Origin of the sequence: Flavobacterium sp. IB48 (genome assembly GCF_016405855.1) — a bacterium.
In the GTDB taxonomy this organism is placed as follows: domain Bacteria; phylum Bacteroidota; class Bacteroidia; order Flavobacteriales; family Flavobacteriaceae; genus Flavobacterium; species Flavobacterium ginsengisoli.
This window is the reverse complement of record NZ_JAEFCA010000013.1, coordinates 1-21,175: the sequence shown is the minus strand read 5'-3', so window position 1 is coordinate 21,175 and position 21,175 is coordinate 1. Positions and strand designations below refer to the sequence as shown.

Sequence of the window (21,175 nt, the reverse complement as noted above, 5' to 3'; positions counted from 1 at the left end):
AAAAAGGTCTGCACTATGGATTGTTTATTTTCTTAACTTTTATCGCTCAAGATTTATCAGAGCAAAAAAACAAATCAAAATGGCTTTCAATCGTAAAACAAATCGAGTAAGAGTTTTTACAAAAGGCAAATTGTTTCTCATTGCATTCTTGACAATACAATTTGGTTTTAGTCAAAACATACCACATCTTCAAAAAACAGGAAACAAAACACAATTAATTGTAAACCAAAAACCATTCTTAATACGAGGCGGAGAATTAGGAAATTCCTCTGCAACAAGTATGGAAAGCATGGAACCCATTTGGTCTAAATTGACAGATATGAACCTCAACACGGTTTTAACACCTATTTATTGGGAATTGATAGAACCGCAAGAAGGTAAATTTGATTTTCAGTTAGTAGATGACTTAATTCGCCGTGCAAGAAAAGAAAACTTAAAACTCGTTTTCCTTTGGTTCGGATCATGGAAAAACAGTATGTCAAGCCACGCTCCAGAATGGATAAAACTTAACCAAAAAAAATATCCAAGAGTTAAAGACGATAAAAATAAAAGCCATGAAATTTTGACGCCTTTTAGCGAAAATAATCTTCAAGCCGATTTGAATGCTTTTAAAAAACTGATGGCTCATATTAAAGATTTCGATCAAAAAGACCAAACCGTAATCATGATTCAGGTTGAAAACGAAATCGGAATGTTGCCAACAGCTCGTGATTATCATACTTTAGCGAATGCTGCATTTCAGAAACCAGTTCCAGATGAATTGATCAAATATTTAGAAAAAAACAAGCAAAAACTAGTTCCAGAATTTTTAGAAATCTGGAAGAAAAACGGATTCAAAACCAAAGGAAACTGGGAAGAAGTTTTTGGAAAAGGACTGCATACAGACGAAATTTTCATGGCTTGGTATTTTTCTAAATTTACCAATATCGTTGCCAAAGCAGGAAAAGATGCTTATCCAATTCCGATGTTTGTTAATGCTGCTCTAAATGCACCAGAAAAAAAGCCAGGACAATATCCAAGTGCAGGACCATTGCCTCATATTATGGACGTTTGGAAAGCCGCTGGAAATTCAATAGATTTTTTAGCGCCAGATTTCTACAATCCGTCATTCAAACAATGGAACGATTTGTTTACACGTCAAGGAGATCCACTTTTTATTCCAGAGCATCGTTTTGATGAAACAGCTCCATTTAAAGGATTATATGCTATCGGACATTATGAAGCAATGGGATTTTCTCCATTTTCAATAGAATCTGTAGCCGATGCAAAAAAAGAACCTCTAGGTAAAATCTACGATTTGGTGCAACAATTAACTCCGACAATTGAAAAATACAAAGGACAAGGAAAAATCGATGGTGTTTTATTAGACAAAGAAAATAATACGCAAATCATAAAAATGGGCGATTACGAATTCACTTTCAAACATGATTATACCTTAAATTGGTCTGATGGAGCAAAAGCTGAAACATGGCCAATGTCAAGCGCTATAATTATAGAAATCGCTAAAGATGAATTTTATATTTCAGGTTCAGGAATTGTGGTAACTTTTAAACCTTTAAAAGAAAATGTAAATGCTGGAATTCTAAAAACAGATTTTGGTAAATTCGAAAATGAAGTTTGGAGAACCATAAGACATTTCAACGGAGATCAAACGCATCAAGGAAGACATTTAAGAATCTCAGTTGGAGATTTCGAAATTCAAAAAATAAAATTATATAGTTACGAATAGTTTTTTTTCGCCGCGAATTTCACGAATTTCCACTAATTATATTAGCCACAGATTAAAAGGATTAAAAGGATTTTTTTTAAAATTAATCTATGTTAATCTTTTTAATCTGTGGCAAAAAAAAGATATCAAATGAAAAGCAAAATAACATTACTAGCAGTCCTTTTAAGTTTTGCGATTAATGCGCAAATAAAACTTCCGCGATTGATAAGTGACGGAATGATATTGCAGCGCGATACAAAAGTCAATATTTGGGGCTGGGCGTCGCCAAACGAAAAAGTCGAACTCGAATTTAATCGTAAAACATACAAAGCCACAACAGCTCAAGACGGAAAATGGACCATTCAGATTCCTTCTCAAAAAGCAGGCGGACCGTATGAAATGACTTTAAAAGCATCCAATACAATTGTTTTAAAAAACATTCTTTTTGGAGATGTTTGGCTGTGCTCTGGACAATCGAACATGGAACTTCCAATGGATCGTTTGAAAGACAAATACAAAGAAGAAATTGCAAAATCTGCCAATACTAATATTCGTCAGTTTTTAGTTCCTGATGAATATTATTTCGAAAAAGAAAGAAACGATTTTTCATCTGGTTCTTGGGTTGAAGCAAATCCAATTAATGTTTTACAGTTTACAGGAGTTGGATATTTCTTTGCTTTAGAAATATACGAAAAGTATAAAATTCCAATTGGATTAATCAATAGCGCTTTGGGCGGTTCTCCTGCCGAATCATGGATTAGTGAAGAAGGCATTAAAAAGTTTCCCGAATATTATCAAGAATATTTAAAATTCAAAGACGGAAAACTCGAAAAACAAATAGATGAAAACGATCGTAAAGTCAGTTCAGAATGGTACAAATTATTAAACAATACCGACATTGGTGTTAAAAATAAATGGGCAAATTCTGCAGAGACTTCAGATTGGAACGAAATGCAAATTCCGGGTTATTGGGCTGACGGAGAACTCGGAAAAACAAACGGTTCGGTTTGGTTTAAGAAAGAGTTTATACTAGAAAAAGTAAATGAAAATCAGGCAAAATTAATTTTAGGACGAATTGTTGATGCCGATTCCGTTTTTGTAAACGGACGTTTCGTTGGAACAACTTCGTACCAATATCCGCCAAGAATTTATTCTTTTAATGCTGCTATTTTAAAAGAAGGAAAAAATGAAATTACAGTTCGCGTTATCAATAATTCAGGGAGAGGAGGTTTTGTAACCGATAAACCATATGAGCTGATTGTTGGAGATAAAACTATTGATGTAAAAGGAACTTGGAAATACAAATTAGGCTCAAAAATGGAACCACTTCCTGGACAGACTTTCGTTCGCTGGAAACCTGTTGGGCTTTACAATGCGATGATTGCACCTTTGAAAAATTACCCAATAAAAGGCGTTTTATGGTATCAAGGAGAAGCTAATACCAAAAAGTCTTTGGAATATGGAGCTTTAATGGAAACCTTAATTGAAAATTGGCGTACGCAATTGAAACAGGAAAAATTGCCATTTTTATTGGTGCAGCTTCCAAATTTTATGGAGTCAAAAACAGAACCAACAGAAAGCAGTTGGGCTACCTTAAGACAACAGCAATTAAATACGCTAAAAGTTCCAAATACAGGATTGGCCATAACAATAAATTTAGGCGAATGGAACGATATTCATCCTTTAGACAAATATGATGTTGGAAAAAGATTGTCATTGCAAGCTAGAAAATTGGTTTATGGAGAAAAAAACTTAACTGCCTCAGGTCCGATTTTTCAATCTATGAAGCAAAATGGGAATAAACTGATTTTAAGCTTCTCAGATATTGGAACAGGTTTTATGATTAAAAAAGGAAACGATTTAAAAGAATTTGCCATTTCAGGAACAGACGGAAAGTTTGTTTGGGCAAAAGCAATTTTCGAAGGTGATAAAATCGTAGTTTGGAATGACTCGGTTGCAAATCCTGTAAAAGTTCGTTATGCTTGGGCAGATAATCCTTCTGAAGCTAATTTATACAATAAAGAAGACTTGCCAGCTTCGCCTTTTGAAGCAGAGTTGAAATAAACTATAGATACGAGAACTTTGTCAAAGTTTTAAACTTTGACAAAGTTTGCCGTAAACAATTTTTTCTCAGGACAAATTCCGGAGGAATGAAATATTTATAGATTAATTGATCCACAGTTGGCAAAAGCTCCAGAGGAGCGACATAATTGTTTCTATAAATATTTCGTCCCGCTGGGACCTGCAGTAAAATACTGATGTTTAAAAATTACTTCAAATTTTCTACGAGCATTTTCAAAAACGCCGTAACCGCTTTTTTCTCATATACTTCTTTTAAAGAAATAAGCATCGCAGTTCGTGTCATATTTTTGCCTTGTATAGGAATTGCGTACAAATCTTTCTCGTCTTCAATAGTGGTTTTGGTCAAAATAGTATGCCATTTTCCCGTTTTAATCAGTTCGAGCAAAGTGGGAATATCATTTATTTCAATCGTAACTTTTGGGTGTAAACTACTTTTTTCAAAAGCTTTATTGATAAATTGTGTGGTACTGAAACCACTCGACGGAAGCGCAAGCGGCAAGGAACTTACCTCATCTAGAGAAATACTTTTTTTATAGGTCAAAGGCGTCTCTGATGCTGTAACCAAAGCCATTGGCGATGTAAACAATTCCAGATATTTAAAATGTGCTTCAGAAGCAATTTCTTCAAAAGTCAGAATAACATCAAGCTGAAAATGATTTAGTTTTTGAATGAGTTCTTGCGAAGTTCCAAAGATAATTTCGAATTGTATTTTTGGATATTCAGAACTAAATAAAATCAGTGCTTTTGTAACCACATGACGTAGCGCATACGTTACGCCAATTGCCACTTTTCCAGTTTCGAGTTTATTTAAATCTTTTAATAATTCCAATCCGTCAGAAGCTTTATTGACCGATTGCTGCGCATAAACGGCAAACAAATCTCCAGCTTCTGTCAAAGTTATTCGTTTTCCGATTCGGTTAAAAAGAGGAACCTGCAATTCATCTTCCAACTGTTTTATTTGTTGCGATAATGTACTTTGACTGATGAAAAGCGCCGAAGCAGCTTCAGTAAAATTCAGTAATTCTTTTGCTTTCAGAAAATATTTAAGCTGGCGAAGTTCCATTTCTAAATCGGTTTTATCGATTGATTTTATCGAAAAATAAGGTTTTACAAATATAGAAATTCTTAAGAACTTTGTCATGTTGCAAAATTAAAGCAGAAACAAAATGGAAATTATAGCATTACAAGAAGGAAATTATGTTGCCAATTCTAAAAAAGAATTTAAACTTTTGTCAGAGGGATCAAACGATCCAGGTTTAAAAATGGCCATTCAGCCTTTTGTTGTTATCACCGATAATGATGTTATTTTATTAGATTTCGGATTAGGATTTGTAAATAATGGCATTCCTTTTATTTATGAAATTTTACGAAAAAACAATATCGAACCTCAACAGATAACAAAAGTTTTGGTTTCGCATTTGCATAAAGATCATATTGAAGGAATTGGTTATTTTGAAAATGGAAATCTGATTCAGAATTTTCCAAATGCAACGATTTATATTCAAAAACGCGAAATAGATTTTGCTTTAGAACAAATCAATAATCCGTCTTATGTTCCTGAAATATTGAATCAGCTAGAAAAACTTCCAAATGTGGAATTATTAAATGCTGACAGCGGACAAATTACCGACGAAATTTTCTATGAAGTTTCGGCTGGGCATACCCAATTTCATCAAGTTTTTTGGATCAAAGCCGATGACGAAATTGTTTTTTATGGAGCCGACGATTTACCGCAAAAAATATATTGGTCAATGCATGTTGCCTATAAAACTGATTTTGACGGAAAACGCGCTAGAGAATCTCGTAAAAAATGGGAACAGCAAGCAAAAGATGAAAACTGGAAAGTGCTTTTTTATCACGATATGAAAGAGCCAATTCTAGAATTTATCGAAGAAAAAATGAAATACGTATCCTAAAGCTTTACAATCAATTTCAGCTTTAAAACAATAAAAGGAAAATTCAGATTAAATTATTTAGTCTGAATTTTTTTTTAGCAGAAAATAGAAGAAACAAAACACTTTTTACTTTTTCTTCTAAAGAAGTACGCAGAATTGAAAATGCTTTGGTAATCTGCGCTTCAACCGTTTTGATGGAAACATCCAAATGTTCTGCAATTTCTATATTGGTCAGACCCTCTTTTTTGCTTAAAATAAAAACTTCTTTACATTTTGGAGGCAGGTTTTGAATTTCTTTATTCACAGCATTCAAAACCCTTTGAAAAGATTCCGAATCTTCTTCCTGAACAATTCCGTTTAAGGCATCATAATACGATTTTTCTAAAGAAAATAAAGACTGGTTTTTTCGGTATAAATCGATAAACTCATTATAAACCAGTTTATAAAGAAAGCTTTTTAAAGAATGGTCTACTTTTAATCTTGTACGCTGTTCCCAAACTTTAATAAAAACATTTTGCACAATATCTTCTGCGCTGTAAACATTCTTAACCAAGCTGTTAGCATATACACAAAGTTTATGATGATAAGTGTCGATAAGATACGTGTAAGCGCTTTCATCTCCATTTTGTAGAGACTCAATTAGAATAGTATTATCGCTGTAATCATCCATCTTCATAAAAACAAATATATAAATTAATAGTTTTTGAGGTCAAAAAGTGAATTGAATTTGCTCAAAACGCCCTCTTTTTTGCCTTTCTATTCGAAAATTATTACAAATAAAAAAGGAATAAAAATGCAAATATAAATCTTTTACCTTATAAAATCTATCAAATTAATCGAGTTTTATTGAGAGAAAAGACTTGTGAAAAATAAAAAAATCAGTAAAATGAAAAAAACTTTATCAAATTGTTAGGGTTTTGTTTTTTGGCTTCGTAATAATATTAAAAACGACTAAAATGACAGTAAAAAAGTCAGAGAGACTAATTGTTAAATTTATCACAAATCAAGCTTCTCAAGAAGAGATTGAGCAGCTCACAGAGTGGTTAAAAGAAGAAGAGAATCAAATTGTATTTAAGGATTTTGTGCAAACCAATTATGCAATTGATACTGCTTTGAACACTTTTGATTCGACTGAAGTTAGAAAACAGCTTTCGGAACGAATCAATAAGGAAAATAATGTTTTTTATAAACGAAGATTTTCATCATATTATAAATATGCAGCGGTTTTAATTGTGGCTTTGGGAGGATTTTATTTCTATAAAAATTCTAGCTCAGAACAAGTTAAACAAAATGTTATTGTACCGAGAGTTGACGAAATTGTTTTACAATTTGGTAACGGAGCATCTGAAAACATTGATACTTCAAAAGAGAAAAATGTTACGGATAAAGATGGAAATATTATTGGAAAACAAGAGAAAAACAAACTGGTTTATAATAAAGCTTTCGCTAATGGAGAGTTGGTTTACAACACTCTGAAAATCCCGTACGGAAAAAAATTCGATGTACAATTATCAGACGGAACTTTGGTGCATTTAAATTCAGGAACTTCATTTAAATATCCAGTTCAATTTGTCAAAAATAAAAACAGACAAGTGTATTTAACCGGCGAAGCGTATTTTGAAGTTAGCAAAGACAAAAATCATCCGTTTACGGTAAATGCACAAGAAGTCAATGTTGAGGTTTTAGGAACTAAGTTCAATGTAGACTCATATAGCAATAATAGCAGTACAAATGTTGTATTGGTCGAAGGCAAAGTCTCACTTTATAAAGATCAAAAAACAAGTCAAAATCAGGTTTATTTAACGCCAGGTTTTAAAGGATCAACTCAAAAAGGACAGAAGGTAATAAATATCGAACAGGTTAATACAGACTATTATACTGATTGGGTAAAAGGAAGTCTGGTTTTTAAAAATGCATCTTTTGATGATATTATCAAAAAGTTAGAACGTCAATATAATGTGACTTTCATCAATAAAAATAGAACACTCGGAAAAGAAATTTTCAATGCCCGTTTTGATAATGAGCCAATTGAGGTGGTCTTGAAATATTTCAGCGACAGTTATGCAATTGATTACAACATTGACCAAGACAAAATAACGATTAAATAGAGAGCGAGAAAAAGAAGAAAGATCAAAGAAGAAAGACAAAAAATATAAGAAGCGAGATTGAGAAATCTAAAATCAAGAATCTAAAATCTAAAATAAAGAGGCCTATGTAACAAAAATCCAAAATGAAAAGGATCGTTATAAAAAAACCGGAAAATGCGCCAACATTTCCCGGTAGAGTATATGCGGTCAGTTAATTAACCAACCAACATTAAAAAACATTTTAAAAGTATGAAAAAACTCTTGAACAGAATCAGGTTTGATAAGCCTTTTTTGAAATTTGATTTGAAAATGAAATTGACCACATTATTTCTGCTAACTGCCTTAACAGTAATGCACGCCGGAACCACTTATTCTCAAAAAAGCAAGATTTCTTTTAATGCCAGCAACATGACCGTTGCCAAAGTAATTGAAAGGCTTGAATATACTACAGATTATAGATTTGTTTACAATGTAAGATCTGTAGATTTAAACAGAGTAATCGACGTAAATGCATACGAAGCTTCAATCGAAGTTATATTAAATAAAATTTTTAATAATACAAGTACCGATTTTAAGGTGTCTGGAAACCATATTGTCTTGACGCCTAGAAAAATCGCTCCCGAAAAAACCGAGGAGAAAAAACCTGTTGCAGATTTTATCGTAAAAGGTAGAGTAACAGATGCAAAAGGAATGCCTTTGGTAGGTGCAGCAGTTGCAGATAATGGTTCTGGAAGAGGTGTAAATACCGATTTTAATGGAGAATATCAAATTATTGCAGTAAGCAGCGAAACTACTTTGGCTTATTCTTATTTAGGATATGTAAGACAAGAAATAAAAGTTGAAGGAAGAAGCGTTATCAATGTTGTTTTAAAAGAAGACGTGCAGGAATTAGAAGGTTTGGTTTTAACGACTGGATATCAGAATATTTCTGCTGAAAAAATAACAGGTTCTTTCTCCAATTTAAAAGCAAAAGAGTTTCAGGAGCAGCGTTTGAGCAGTATGGATAAAATCTTGGAAGGACGTATTGTTGGATATCAGGATGGTAAAATTCGTGGTACAACAACTATGCGAGGTGTCGTTTATCCTTTGTATGTTATTGACGGATTTCCTGTAGAAAGTACAAAACTAACGCCTTATGCCACTATAGAAGAAAATGTGCCGAATCTGAATTTAGAAGATATTGAAACAATTACAGTTTTAAAAGATGCAGCGGCGGCTTCTATTTATGGTTCTCGTGCAGCAAATGGAGTTGTCGTTATTACAACCAAAAAAGCAAAAGCTGGAAAAACAAATATCTCGTTTTCAAGCAATTTAACCGTTACACCTTATAGAAATTATACCGGAAACCTTACCGATTCTGCTGATATTATTGGTTTAGAAAAAGGTTGGGCGGCAGGAAACCCAAATTTACAAAGTGCAAATGCTGGAACTTATGCGCAATCATTATTAAATAATGCTGCATTTACAAGTTTAGGAATGAATACTTTATTAAATGGTTACGCAGGCAAAATTTCTATGACAGAAATGAATAGGCGTTTGAATACTCTTGGCGCACAAGGATATAAGTATTATGACGATATTGCAAAATATGCAAAACGTGATCAGTATTTTATACAGCACAACCTTAGTTTAGGTAAAGCTACAGAAAACAATACTTTTAATGCATCGATTACTTACAAAGACAATCAGCTTGAAGATCGATATTCTGAAAACCAGTCAGTAGGAATCAATTTGAAAAACTCTACTCAAATTAACAGCTGGCTATCTTTAGATTTAGGAACTTATTTAAACTACGGAACTGGCGATACGCAAAGTTATCTTGCATCATTGCCTGGGTTTAAATTTCAGCCGTACAATCAACTGGTAAATAACGATGGAACTAATTTTGTTTCGACTGCTGCATCTCGCTACAATAATTTTACGCTTCAGTCTATGCAGAATTACGGACTGTACAATATGGATATTACGCCAATGGATGAATTTGGAAGAAATCTGGTTGAAAATAAAAACTTCCTAAACAGAACGTACGCAAAGTTTAACGTTAAATTCAGCAAAGCCTTTACGTACAATGCGATGTTCCAATACGAATATGGTTCAGATCGTGCAGAACAGCTTAATGAAAAGGATTCTTATTACGTAAGAAAGAGAGTAAACGAATTGGTTACTATTGTAAACAATAAAGCGGTTTACAATCTTCCTTATGGCGATATTATAAAAGAAACCAATCAGTTTACAAACGCTTATAATTTCCGTCAGCAGTTAAATTTCAATCAGACTTTTAATGAAAAACATGATTTTTCTGCCATTGCAGGTATGGAAATTCGTCATACAAAATTAGAATTTAGCAATAATACACGTTATGGTTATGACTCGCAGACTTTAGGTTTTGCTCCAATAAATCAGGCAGATTTGCTTAAAGTATACGGAGGAGTTTTTGGAGGCTACATGATTCAAGACGATTTTTCATTAGAAAAAGAAATGCTAAACCGTTTTGTATCTGTTTACTCAACAGGAGGATATACATATGACGGAAGATACACCGTTTCTGGAAGTATACGTATGGATCGTTCTAATCTTTGGGGAACAGACAGTAAATATCAAAACAAACCAACTTGGTCTGCAGGTGCGGGATGGAATATTGATAAAGAATCTTTCTTTAAAGTTTCGTGGGTAGATGCGCTTAAAGTACGTGCTTCTTATGGTATTTTAGGAAATGTTGCTAAAGATACAGCGCCTTATTTAACAGCGTATTACAACTCTAATTCAAATGTTGGAGGAACTCAAGGAACAGTAAGATCTAGACCAAATCCAGAATTATCTTGGGAAAAAACAACAACAACCAACATTGGTTTGGATTTTTCATTGTTCAAAAGCAGATTAAACGGAAGCTTAGACCTTTATAACAAAAAAGGAGAAGATTTATTAGCAAGCAGCCAAGGAATTCCAACAGAAGGATGGGGCTATTCTACTTATACCATCAACAACGGAGGAATGACAAATAAAGGAATCGAGGTAACTTTGAGAGGAACAATCGTAAAAACACCTTCATTCTCATGGGATGCTGCTATTTTGTATGCTAATAATAAAAATAAAGTAGATTTTATAAACGTAAAAGCACCGGTTTATTATTTACAGTTAGATCAAGCACAAGCTTTTCCAAGAGTAGGAACAAGTTTTAACTCAATTTATGGTTACCAATGGGCAGGACTAAGCAGCACAGGATTGCCACAGGTTTATGACGCAAACGGAACAGCTGTAAAATACAATCCGGGTCAGGTCGATGCTATTAAAGATTTTGGCTCAACAGTACCTATTCACAGCGGTTCGTTTCATACTTCTGCCAATTACAAAAACTTCTCGCTTTCGGCACTTTTTGTATATGAGTTAGGCCATAAAATTAAAAATACATTCTTGCCAATGCTCAACAACAACTACAATGGCGCAATGGGTGGTTATGTAACAGATATTACGGTTGTAAACAATCATATTAGAGATCGTTGGCAGCAGCCAGGAGACGAAGCATTTACAAATGTTCCAAGAGTTGTTTATGAGTATGAACCCGATTTCAGTTCAGATTCACAAACTATTTATTCATACGCAGACATTAACATTCTAGACGCTTCAAACATTAGATTAAGCAACGTTTCATTGGCTTACCAAATGCCAAAAGAATTGATGAAGAGAGTAAAATTAGACGGAGTGCGTTTTAATCTAAATGCCGAAAATGTGTTTACTGCAGCAAAAAGCAGAGATGCCAAATTCTTATTGAATGGTTTCCAATCTCCAAGTTTTGTTTTTGGTGTAAATGTTAACTTTTAATTTTTAAAGACTAGACGATGAAAAATATATATAAAAAGGCAGTGTGCCTATTGGCTTTAGGATTGACTTTGGCATCTTGCGAAAATTATTTGGACGATATTCCAAAAGGATCAAAAACACCAACCACTTTGGCAGATTTTGAAGCTTTTTTAAGAGACGAATACACCAACCAAAGAGTAGATGTTTTACCTGCTTTGCACGTATTAAACGACCAATTTGTAAACGCAGCAACTTTATCGAGCAATAGATTGTATAATGCAAATTATATGTGGGATGAAAATGCAAATCGTATCGAATTGAAACCATCAGATGAAGGAACTTACTATGGAGGCTATCAAGGAATTTCGACTTTTAATTTAATAATCGAAAATGCTTTAACAGCAACAAAAGCAACAGAACAGGAGCAAAGAGTTGTTTGGGCTCAAGCAAAATTGTTGCGTGCCATGAATTATTTTAATCTGGTAAATTTTTACGCAGATACGTATGTGGCTTCAACAGCATCGACAAAATTATCAGTTCCGTTAATTACGAGTGCTAATATTAATGCGCCAAGCAAACAGGTAACCATTCAGGAATTATATGATTTTATTTTAAATGATATTAAAGATGCGCTGCCTTATCTGCCAAAAGTTTCTCAGACGGCGCTGCACCCAAATTTAGGCGCTGGTTATGCTTTCAATGCAAGAGTAAATCTGCAGATGAATAATTATACAGAAGCTTTAAAAAATGCCGATTTAGCATTAGCAGAAAACAATAAATTATACGATTGGATTGGATATTACAATGCCAATAAAGCAGTGATCGATGTTCCGAATTCGTACACTACAACTCCGTCTCCAATGGGATTCAATTATGTAGAAAATTACACATTTCGTCACGGAAGTTCTTCAAATTTAGGAGCAGAATTTGACATTCCAGTAGAACGTGCACAGCGTTTTGAAACGGGCGATGCAAGATTTATTTCTCGATGGAAAATTAGAACAGTAGGTGCTGAGACTTCATATAGAAGAACTTTGACCGGAGCTTTCAATTTTGGAGGAATCACAACAGTAGAAGTATATTTAATAAAAGCAGAATGTCTAGCACGTGCAGGACAAATTGCAGATGCATTAACCGTTTTAAATACCGTTCGTAAAACACGTATTCTTCCAGCTTCTTATCAAGATATTTCAACTACTGATAAAACAACAGCTCTGAATGCCATTTACAGAACGAAAAACAACGAACTAATCATGACGCTTATTCCATATGCAGACGCACGCCGTTTAAATGCAGAAGGAGTTTACAAAGTTAGTTTCACAAAAGTGGTTGGAGGTAAAACATATACACTTTCTTCAGACTCTCATTTATGGACATCTCCGTTCCCGCAAGGAGCAATAAATAATCCAGGAAACGGAACAATAACGCAAAACGTAGACAAATAATAACTGTAAAGCTTCCTGATTAGGAACTCCGAAAAGGAAGCTTTTCTTAAAATATCAATCAAAAATGAATACAATTAAATATAAAATATTAGGATTGTGCATCTGTTTGTTTATGATTTCAAACAATGGTCAGGCACAAAAGAAAAAAACAGCTTCTCCTGCAGCAACGTCTTATTCTATTGAAGGAAATGTTACAGGGTTAATCGATGGAACAGCTGTAAAATTAATACCAGGGGGAACACATACTTCTGAACTGCCAGTTGCTGAAACAACGCTTAAAGACGGTAAATTTACTTTTTCAGGAAAATTAAATGAGCCACGTTTTTTCTATGTTGTCTTTGGTAAAAACAAAGGAAATATTTCTGTAATGGTCGAAAATGCAAAAATAAAAATATCGGCAGCTGGTACGGTTTCAGATAAAGAAGGAGAGTGGATAACTTTTAAAGATGTAGTTATTACGGGCTCTAAATCACATGATTTTTATGCAAAAGAAATTGTTTATAAAGATCAGCTTGATAAAGACTATAAAGCGTATCACACCAAAGATTCAGATGAATTGAGCAAATTAATCGGTGCGGCAAGACGCGATAAAAATACAAAAGCGGTAGATTCACTTCAGAATCTTCCAGTTTGGAAAAAATTTGAAGCAGATGAAAAAGCTTTTTTTACAAATGTCGAAAAAACAACATTGGCTCTTATTGCGAAACATAAAGCAAATTGGTGGGGACCATTTTTTATGATGACTTCATACAGTTATTTTACTCCAGAACAAAAGCCAATTTACGAGCAATTTTCTGATGTGGCAAAGAAAAGCTACTACGGACAGATTTTAGATAAAGATTTGAATCCGAAATCTTTAGTAGGAACAAGCATTGCCAATTTCGGATTAAAAGATAAAGATGGAAAAACATTTAATGCAAAAGATATCGTAACAGGTAAAAAGTATATTTTGGTAGATTTTTGGGCATCTTGGTGCGGTCCATGCCGAAAAGAAATTCCGAATTTAAAAACAGCTTATGCTGAATATTCAAACAAAGGATTTGAAATTTTAAGCGTTTCAATTGATAAGGACGAAAAAGCTTGGCAAAAAGCCCTTGGACAGGAAAATATGCAATGGCACAATCTTCTAGACGACGATAAAGTGAGTAAATCATTTAACGTAAAAGCTATTCCAGCAACCTATTTAGTAGACGGTAAAGGTGTAATTATCGGAGAAAATTTGAGAGGTGCAGAATTAGAAGCTAAGTTGAAAGAACTTATGAAATCTTAATTAAGTCTCAGTTTTTAAACTTTGACAAAGTTGAATTACATTGAATAAAAATTAAAAAAATAACAAACAAAAAATATCAACATGAAAAGTACAATCTTAAAATCGTCGTTTTTGGCATTGGCGCTTACGGCATTTACTTCTTGCACAAAGAAAGAAGGATATACAATAAACGGGAAAATTGCCGGATTAGATAAAGGAACGGTTTATCTGGAATATGCCGACGAAAAAGGAGAGAAAAAAATCATTGATTCGGCTGAGGTAAAAGAAGGTGCATTTTCTTTTGCAGGAAAAACAGGAGAACCTTTATTTCATACCATTAAAATTAAAGGACAGGAATATGGAGCTTATTTTCTTTTAGATAATGAAGATATTACGATTGAAGCCAAAAAAGATTCTGTTTTTAAAGCCAAAGTAACTGGAGCTACTCAAAACGGACTTTACAAATCGTATTACGATAACGAATTCAAAAAAATACAAGCAGTTGCTGGTCCGATTTACAAATTATCTGATTCGCTGACACAAGGCGGAAAAGTAAAATTGACTCCAGAACAGCAAACCATGATGGATAAAAAATGGAAAGATCTTGGCGCTTTCGCAGATGATTTGACAGATAAATTCATCAGAAAAAATAAAGACAATTTAGGTGGAGCATTAGTAATTGAAGATCGAATTGTATCTTACGGAACTCCAGAAAAAGTAAAAGAATATTATGCAGTTTTATCTCCAGAAATTCAAAAATCATTTTACGGAAAAAAATTAAAAGCATCGATTGATCTTAACGAAAAAACAGCAGTTGGCGTTGCAGCTCCTGAATTTTCTCAAACTGATATTAACGGAAAAGTAGTAAAATTATCAGATTACAAAGGTAAATATGTTCTAGTAGATTTTTGGGCAAGCTGGTGCGGTCCATGCCGAAAAGAAAATCCTAATGTAGTTGTGGCTTACAAAACCTATCACGATAAAGGATTTGATGTTTTGGGAGTTTCTCTAGATGATAAAAAGAAACTTTGGGAAAAAGCAATCGAAAAAGACGGTTTAACCTGGACACATGTTTCTGATTTAAAAGGATGGCAAAATGAAGCAGCCGTTTTATACGGAGTAAAAATGGTTCCAACCAACTACTTAATTGGACCCGACGGAAAAATCGTTGCCAAGAATCTTAGAGAAGCTGAATTGCAATCTAAACTAAAAGAAATTTTCAGTAAATCTTAAGCTTTTTAAAAATGCAAGATCAACTTTGTCAAAGTTTAAAACTTTGACAAAGTTACTTCAAGCTAAATATCTCAATCAACAAAAAATGAAAAAACACATCTTTCTGGGCTATTGCTCATTAGCTTTCTGCGCGCTTGTTTCAGCGCAAAGTAAATCGGTTAACTTTAAGAAAATAAAAGAGTTAGGCGGAATTGAAGAATATTTATATCAGCCAAACGGAATGAATGTTTTGCTTTTGCAAGACAATGCTTCGCCAGTTGCAACGGTACAAATTGTATATCGTGTTGGATCTAAACACGAAGTTTTAGGAAATACAGGATCAACGCACCTTTTAGAACATTTAATGTTTAAAGGAACTCCGACTTTCAATAAGAAGAACGGAAATACAATTACAGATGTGCTTCAAAATACAGGAGCACAGTTAAATGCTACAACTTGGTACGACCGAACCAATTATTTTGAAACATTGCCAAGTGATAAGATAGAACTGGCAATTCAAATCGAAGCCGACAGAATGCGTAATTCTTTATTATTAAAAGAAGATAAAGAAGCAGAAATGACGGTGGTTCGTAACGAATTTGAGCGTGGCGAAAATGATCCGAACAGTTTATTGGATAAAGAAATTTGGGCTTCGGCGTATATTGCACATCCATACCATCATTCTACAATTGGTTGGAAATCGGATATAGAAAAAGCTCCTATTGAAGTATTGAAAAATTTCTATAATACCTATTATTGGCCAGATAATGCGACTTTAACCATTATTGGAGATTTCAAAAAAGAGAATGTTTTTGAATTGATCGAAAAATATTTCGGCAAAATTACAAAAGCGCCAAATGCTATGCCACAGCCTTATACAGAAGAACCTCAACAATATGGCGCACGTAAAATTATCGTTAGAAAACCTGGAGAATTAGGCGTTGTAAACAAAGCTTATAAAATTCCTGGAGCTTTGCATGAAGATCTTCCTGCGTTGAATATTTTGGCTCAGATTATTGGTGTTGGGCCATCAGCAATTTTAAACAAAACTTTTGTTGACACTCGTTTAGGAATTTATACTTATGCAAGTGCAACTAATTTTAAAGAAGTTGGACTTTTTACGATTAGTGTTGGTTTTCCGACGACTTCAAAACATGAAGATATCGATACTAAAATTAGTGAAGTCGTGGCTAAAATTCAAAAGGAAGGCGTTACTCAGGATGAAGTAAATAGAGTTGTAGCAAAAATTAGCGCACAGACTATTTTAGCGCGCGATGGTTCTGGCGTAATTGCATCAGCATTAAACGAAGCAATCGCTTCTGGCGACTGGACAGCTTACATTACAGGAGTTGACCGATTGAAAAAAGTAACTCCAGCTGATGTTATGCGTGTGGCAAATAAATATTTGGTTGAAGATCAAAGTACAACAGGATATTTTATTCCGAAACAAGCTGGTGCTCAAAATAATGATTCGGCGAAAGCCAACAATTATATGCCAGAAAATGGTCCGTTTTATTACAGACATTCAGATGAAGGACATATTCATGAAGAGTCTTCATCTGCTCCAGCTTTAGTAAAAAATACAACAGAAGAATTAATTTCTGAATCAAGTTTAATCGAAAAATCGGCTTCAGCTTTTAAAAGAGAAAAAGTATCTGGAATTGATGTGGTTTCAGTAAAAACTTCAGCAAAAGATTTTGTTACGGTTGCCGCAAGTATTTCGTTAGGAAATTATGCCAGCGAAACTAAAAATGATGTTATTCCAGCGCTAACAGCTTCAATGTTATCAAAAGGAACAACGCTGAATGACAAATTTAAGTTTTCAGAAAAACTGCAAAAACTAGGAGTTTCATTAAACGTAAATGCTTCGACTTTCAAAATCAATATCGGATTTAAATGTTTGAAAAAAGACTTAGATCAAGTAATTACTTTATTGGCAGAAGAACTGAGAAATCCGTTGTTTGATGCAAAAGAATTCGAGAATCTTAAACAGCAGTTTATTGGAAATACACAGCAAGATCTGAACGATCCTGGTGAAAGAGGAAGTATTGCTTTATCTCAGGCAATTTATCCAAAAGGAAATCCAAATTACAGTTTAAGTGTAGAGGACAATATTGCGAATATCAAAAACGCGACTTTGGACGAAGTAAAAGCTTTCCACAAAAAATATTTCGGCACAGCTTCTATGAGACTTGTAATTGTGGGAGATACCGATGGAGCAAACTTAAAAGCTTCATTACAAAAATCATTCAAAAATTGGAATGGAGGAGTTACAGAAAAATTAAAATTTGAAGAAGCTACAAAAGCAGCATCAAAAACAGAAGTAGTAACCATTCCAGAAAAACCAAGTGCAGAATTATTCATAGGACAATTTACAGGTTTAAAAAGAGCCGATGCCGATTATATTCCGTTTTATATCGGAAATTATACTTTAGGTGCAGGTTTTGCAGGCCGTTTAATGCAGACAGTTCGCGATAATGACGGTTTAACTTATAACATTTCTTCTGGTTTGGGCGGAAATATAGAAACTGGAGGCTACTGGTTTGTCAACGCTTCTTTCAACCCGAATTTATTTCAAAAAGGTCTAGATGCAACAATGGTTCAAGTTGATAAATGGATAAAAAACGGAATCACAGCAGACGAGTTGCAAAACAAGAAAACCAATTTAATAGGAAGCTTTAAAGTAGGAATGGCAACCACAAGCGGAATGGCAAGAACGATTTTAAGTTTTATCGAAAGAGGTTTAGAACCAAGTTATATCGATCAATATCCAAAAGATATCGAAAAAGCAACTTTACAGCAAGTAAACGATGCCATTAAGAAATACATTCAGCTGGATAAAATGATCATTATCAAATCGGGTTCTCTAGCTAAAGATGGGAATCCGTTGAAGTAGTTTTTAGTATTCAGTCTCGATAATTCAACTTTGACAAAGTTTGCGGCTAAATCTAAAATCTGCAATCTAAAATCAACAATTTTTAATAGTCGTCTTTCATTATTTCATTTTAGAATCTGAATTAGTAAGCCATTTTCGGTGAAAGACCAAAAGAGCTGTTTTGCCGACAGCTCTTTTTTTTCAAAAAATTAAACCAAAAACAAATGAAAAATACCATAATTGCATTTCTGTTATTGATCTCGTTTTCCATGTTCGGACAAATGTATAATCCGGTAAAATGGACGACAACTGTAGAAAAAATTTCAGATAAAGAATATATTTTAAAAGCTCAGGCGAAAATACAATCTGGCTGGCATTTATACGGACAATATATCGAAGAAGGCGGGCCTTCGCCAACGGTTTTTACTTTTAAAAATCAGCCTAAAAAATTCGAATTAATCGGAAAAACAACCGAAGATAAAGGACACGAAACAGTTGATAAAATCTTCGATATGAAAATTAAATATTTTGAAGATAAAGCACTTTTCACGCAAAAAATCAAATTCATTTCAGACGATATTTCAGATGTTGCTGCCGAGGTCGATTTTATGGTTTGCGACGATAGTAATTGCTTGCCACCTTCTACAGAAGAATTAACTTTTAAAATTCCGAAAGAAAAGAAATTGGCTTCTGCCGAAGAAACTGCAGTCGTAAAAAATGATTCTGTAACTAAAGAAGAAAAATCTGTTTCTCAGACAGAAGAAAAAAAATCAAAACAAGAAATTGCCAGCTCATCAAAGAAAACCGAATCTAGAGGATTGCTGACGATTTTTATTTTAGCATTTTTATCTGGATTTGCCGCATTGTTGACGCCTTGTGTTTTTCCAATGATTCCGATGACGGTAAGTTTTTTTACCAAACAAAGTAAAAGCAAAGCGGCAGGAATTAAAAATGCCCTGATTTACGGAATTTCAATCGTAATTATTTATGTTTTATTGGGTTCAATCGTAACAGCAGTTTTTGGTGCCGATTCGTTAAACGCACTTTCAACCAATGTTTGGTTCAATCTGATTTTCTTTATTTTATTGGTTGTTTTTGCTTGTTCGTTTTTGGGAGCTTTCGAAATTGTACTGCCAAGTTCATTAGCCAACAAAGTAGATTCGCAAGCCGATAGAGGAGGACTGATTGGGATTTTCTTTATGGCTTTGGCTTTAGCGATTGTATCATTTTCGTGCACAGGACCAATTGTTGGAACACTACTTGTTGAAGCGGCATCCAAAGGCGGAATTGCACCAATTGTCGGAATGTTAGGTTTTTCAATTGCAATCGCATTACCGTTTTCATTATTTGCTGCTTTTCCGGGTTGGTTAAACGCTTTGCCAAAATCGGGCGGGTGGCTGAATACGGTAAAAGTGGTTTTAGGATTTCTGGAACTGGCTTTGGCTTTCAAATTTTTATCAAATGCCGATTTAGTTTTACAATTGCATTGGTTGGAAAGAGAAGTTTTCCTTGCCATTTGGATTGCTGTTTTCGGAATGCTGGCTTTTTATCTATTCGGAAAAATTACGTTGCCACATGATTCTCCTTTAAATCATATTTCAGTTGGAAGATTAGGTTTTGGATTGATTGTTTTAAGTTTTACGATTTATCTGATTCCAGGACTTTGGGGCGCTCCATTAAAATTAATTAGCGGATTTCCTCCACCAATGCAATACAGCGAATCTCCAAACGGATTGGGAGTTTCGAGCAATTCAGAACTAAAAACTACAGGTTCGTTGCCAGAAGGAGCAGAGCACGGCCCGCAAAATATTATTACATTTCATGATTATAATAAAGGAATGGAATATGCTAAAAAAGTCGGGAAACCAGTCTTATTAGATTTTACAGGTTATGCTTGTGTAAACTGCCGAAAAATGGAAGAGTTAGTTTGGTCAGATCCTAAAGTTTTAGGTGTTTTAAATAACGATGTGGTTTTGATTTCATTGTATGTTGATGATAAAAAAGAGCTTCCAGAAACCGAACAATACATTTCTGAAACAACAGGAAAAAAGATTAAAACAATCGGCAATAAATGGAGCGATTTACAGATTAAAACCTATAAAGCAAATGCGCAGCCGTTTTATGTAATTGTAGATCATAATAGTGTGAACTTGACAGAGCCGTCAGCTTATAATCCGAATATTGAGGAGTATTATGGATGGTTGCAGAGTGGAATTGGGAAGTTTAAGAAGTAAATAAAAAACCTCCAAAATCAATTTGATTTTGGAGGTTTTTGTTTTTAAACAAGTTTTAAATCGTATAGTTCTTAATAAAATGCTTTTCTTATTTCTAAACTTCTTTAGATTGTATTAGCTCCAAAACCATCATTTTATATATTTGGAGTACTTTTTCTTGTAAGTTAGTAGTAATGAGAAAAAAAGTTTTTCTCTTTAATAGGAATCCACAGGATCGGAATCTAAAGAAGATTTAATTATCATCAAATTAGAATAGTTTGTTTTTATATATAATTTATAATTGCATTTCTAGAAGTTTGAGCATAAACCAAATCACCATCTGGTGCTCCTGCGTTTACGGTCTGTAAGGCGACAGGTACAGTTATATTACAACCCAATTTGATTCCAAAAAATACATTGTTGTTTGTTATGGTATCACCACAGATAGTTAAAGCTCGAAGACTTATATTATTAATGCCAGTACAATTATAAAAGGCATTTGTTCCAATTGACGTTACATGATTAAGAATTAAAGAAGTCAGAGAAGAGCAATCATAAAAGCATCCTCCGCCTATGCTTGTAATCGGGCCTACTGTAAATTCATTTAATGC

13 protein-coding genes are annotated in these 21,175 nt (G+C 33.9%); 10 read left to right on the top strand and 3 right to left on the bottom strand.

Features of this window, described 5'->3' with window-relative positions; all coding sequences use genetic code 11:
• Window positions 1-79 precede the first annotated feature (79 nt).
• Together JC605_RS23130 and JC605_RS23125 are read left to right on the top strand one after the other, a co-directional pair.
• On the top strand, window positions 80-1,729 hold the full coding sequence (locus JC605_RS23130; RefSeq protein WP_198858442.1) for a DUF5597 domain-containing protein: 1,650 nt from the start codon (window positions 80-82) through the stop codon (window positions 1,727-1,729).
• 129 nt (window positions 1,730-1,858) lie between these two features.
• Window positions 1,859-3,772, top strand: coding sequence for a sialate O-acetylesterase (locus JC605_RS23125; RefSeq protein WP_233074220.1), 1,914 nt, complete (start codon window positions 1,859-1,861; stop codon window positions 3,770-3,772).
• Between the two features lie 205 nt (window positions 3,773-3,977).
• On the opposite strand, the gene JC605_RS23120 is transcribed toward JC605_RS23125, so the two are convergent.
• Window positions 3,978-4,931, bottom strand: coding sequence for a LysR substrate-binding domain-containing protein (locus JC605_RS23120; protein WP_233074219.1), 954 nt, complete (start codon window positions 4,929-4,931; stop codon window positions 3,978-3,980).
• 25 nt (window positions 4,932-4,956) lie between these two features.
• Between JC605_RS23120 and JC605_RS23115 the strand changes: the two genes are divergently transcribed.
• Window positions 4,957-5,706, top strand: a complete 750-nt coding sequence (locus JC605_RS23115) for an MBL fold metallo-hydrolase (protein ID WP_198858441.1) — start codon at window positions 4,957-4,959, stop codon at window positions 5,704-5,706.
• A 43-nt stretch (window positions 5,707-5,749) separates the two neighbouring features.
• Here JC605_RS23115 and JC605_RS23110 read toward each other — a convergent pair whose 3' ends face one another.
• Entirely contained in the window at window positions 5,750-6,361 is a 612-nt protein-coding gene (locus tag JC605_RS23110; RefSeq protein ID WP_198858440.1) for an RNA polymerase sigma factor, read from the bottom strand.
• Window positions 6,362-6,641: 280 nt separating this feature from the next.
• Here JC605_RS23110 and JC605_RS23105 point away from each other — a divergent pair, with 280 nt between their 5' ends.
• From JC605_RS23105 to JC605_RS23075, 7 genes are all read left to right on the top strand, one after another.
• Window positions 6,642-7,793, top strand: a complete 1,152-nt coding sequence (locus tag JC605_RS23105; protein ID WP_198858439.1) for a FecR family protein — start codon at window positions 6,642-6,644, stop codon at window positions 7,791-7,793.
• A 228-nt stretch (window positions 7,794-8,021) separates the two neighbouring features.
• Entirely contained in the window at window positions 8,022-11,591 is a 3,570-nt protein-coding gene (locus tag JC605_RS23100; protein ID WP_198858438.1) for a SusC/RagA family TonB-linked outer membrane protein, read from the top strand.
• A 17-nt stretch (window positions 11,592-11,608) separates the two neighbouring features.
• Entirely contained in the window at window positions 11,609-13,015 is a 1,407-nt protein-coding gene (locus JC605_RS23095; RefSeq protein ID WP_198858437.1) for a RagB/SusD family nutrient uptake outer membrane protein, read from the top strand.
• A 64-nt stretch (window positions 13,016-13,079) separates the two neighbouring features.
• Window positions 13,080-14,285: a TlpA disulfide reductase family protein gene (locus JC605_RS23090; protein WP_198858436.1), complete on the top strand. Its 1,206-nt coding sequence runs from the start codon at window positions 13,080-13,082 to the stop codon at window positions 14,283-14,285.
• 81 nt (window positions 14,286-14,366) lie between these two features.
• A complete protein-coding gene (locus JC605_RS23085; protein ID WP_198858435.1) occupies window positions 14,367-15,497 on the top strand; it encodes a TlpA disulfide reductase family protein in 1,131 nt (376 codons plus the stop codon).
• 85 nt (window positions 15,498-15,582) lie between these two features.
• Window positions 15,583-18,372 carry a pitrilysin family protein gene (locus tag JC605_RS23080; protein WP_198858434.1) on the top strand — a complete coding sequence of 930 codons (2,790 nt, stop codon included), beginning with the start codon at window positions 15,583-15,585 and terminating at the stop codon, window positions 18,370-18,372.
• A gap of 203 nt (window positions 18,373-18,575) precedes the next feature.
• Window positions 18,576-20,585, top strand: a complete 2,010-nt coding sequence (locus JC605_RS23075) for a cytochrome c biogenesis protein CcdA (protein WP_198858433.1) — start codon at window positions 18,576-18,578, stop codon at window positions 20,583-20,585.
• 263 nt (window positions 20,586-20,848) lie between these two features.
• Here JC605_RS23075 and JC605_RS23070 read toward each other — a convergent pair.
• A partial coding sequence (locus tag JC605_RS23070; protein ID WP_198858432.1) for a leucine-rich repeat protein occupies window positions 20,849-21,175 on the bottom strand: 327 nt, incomplete at its 5' end.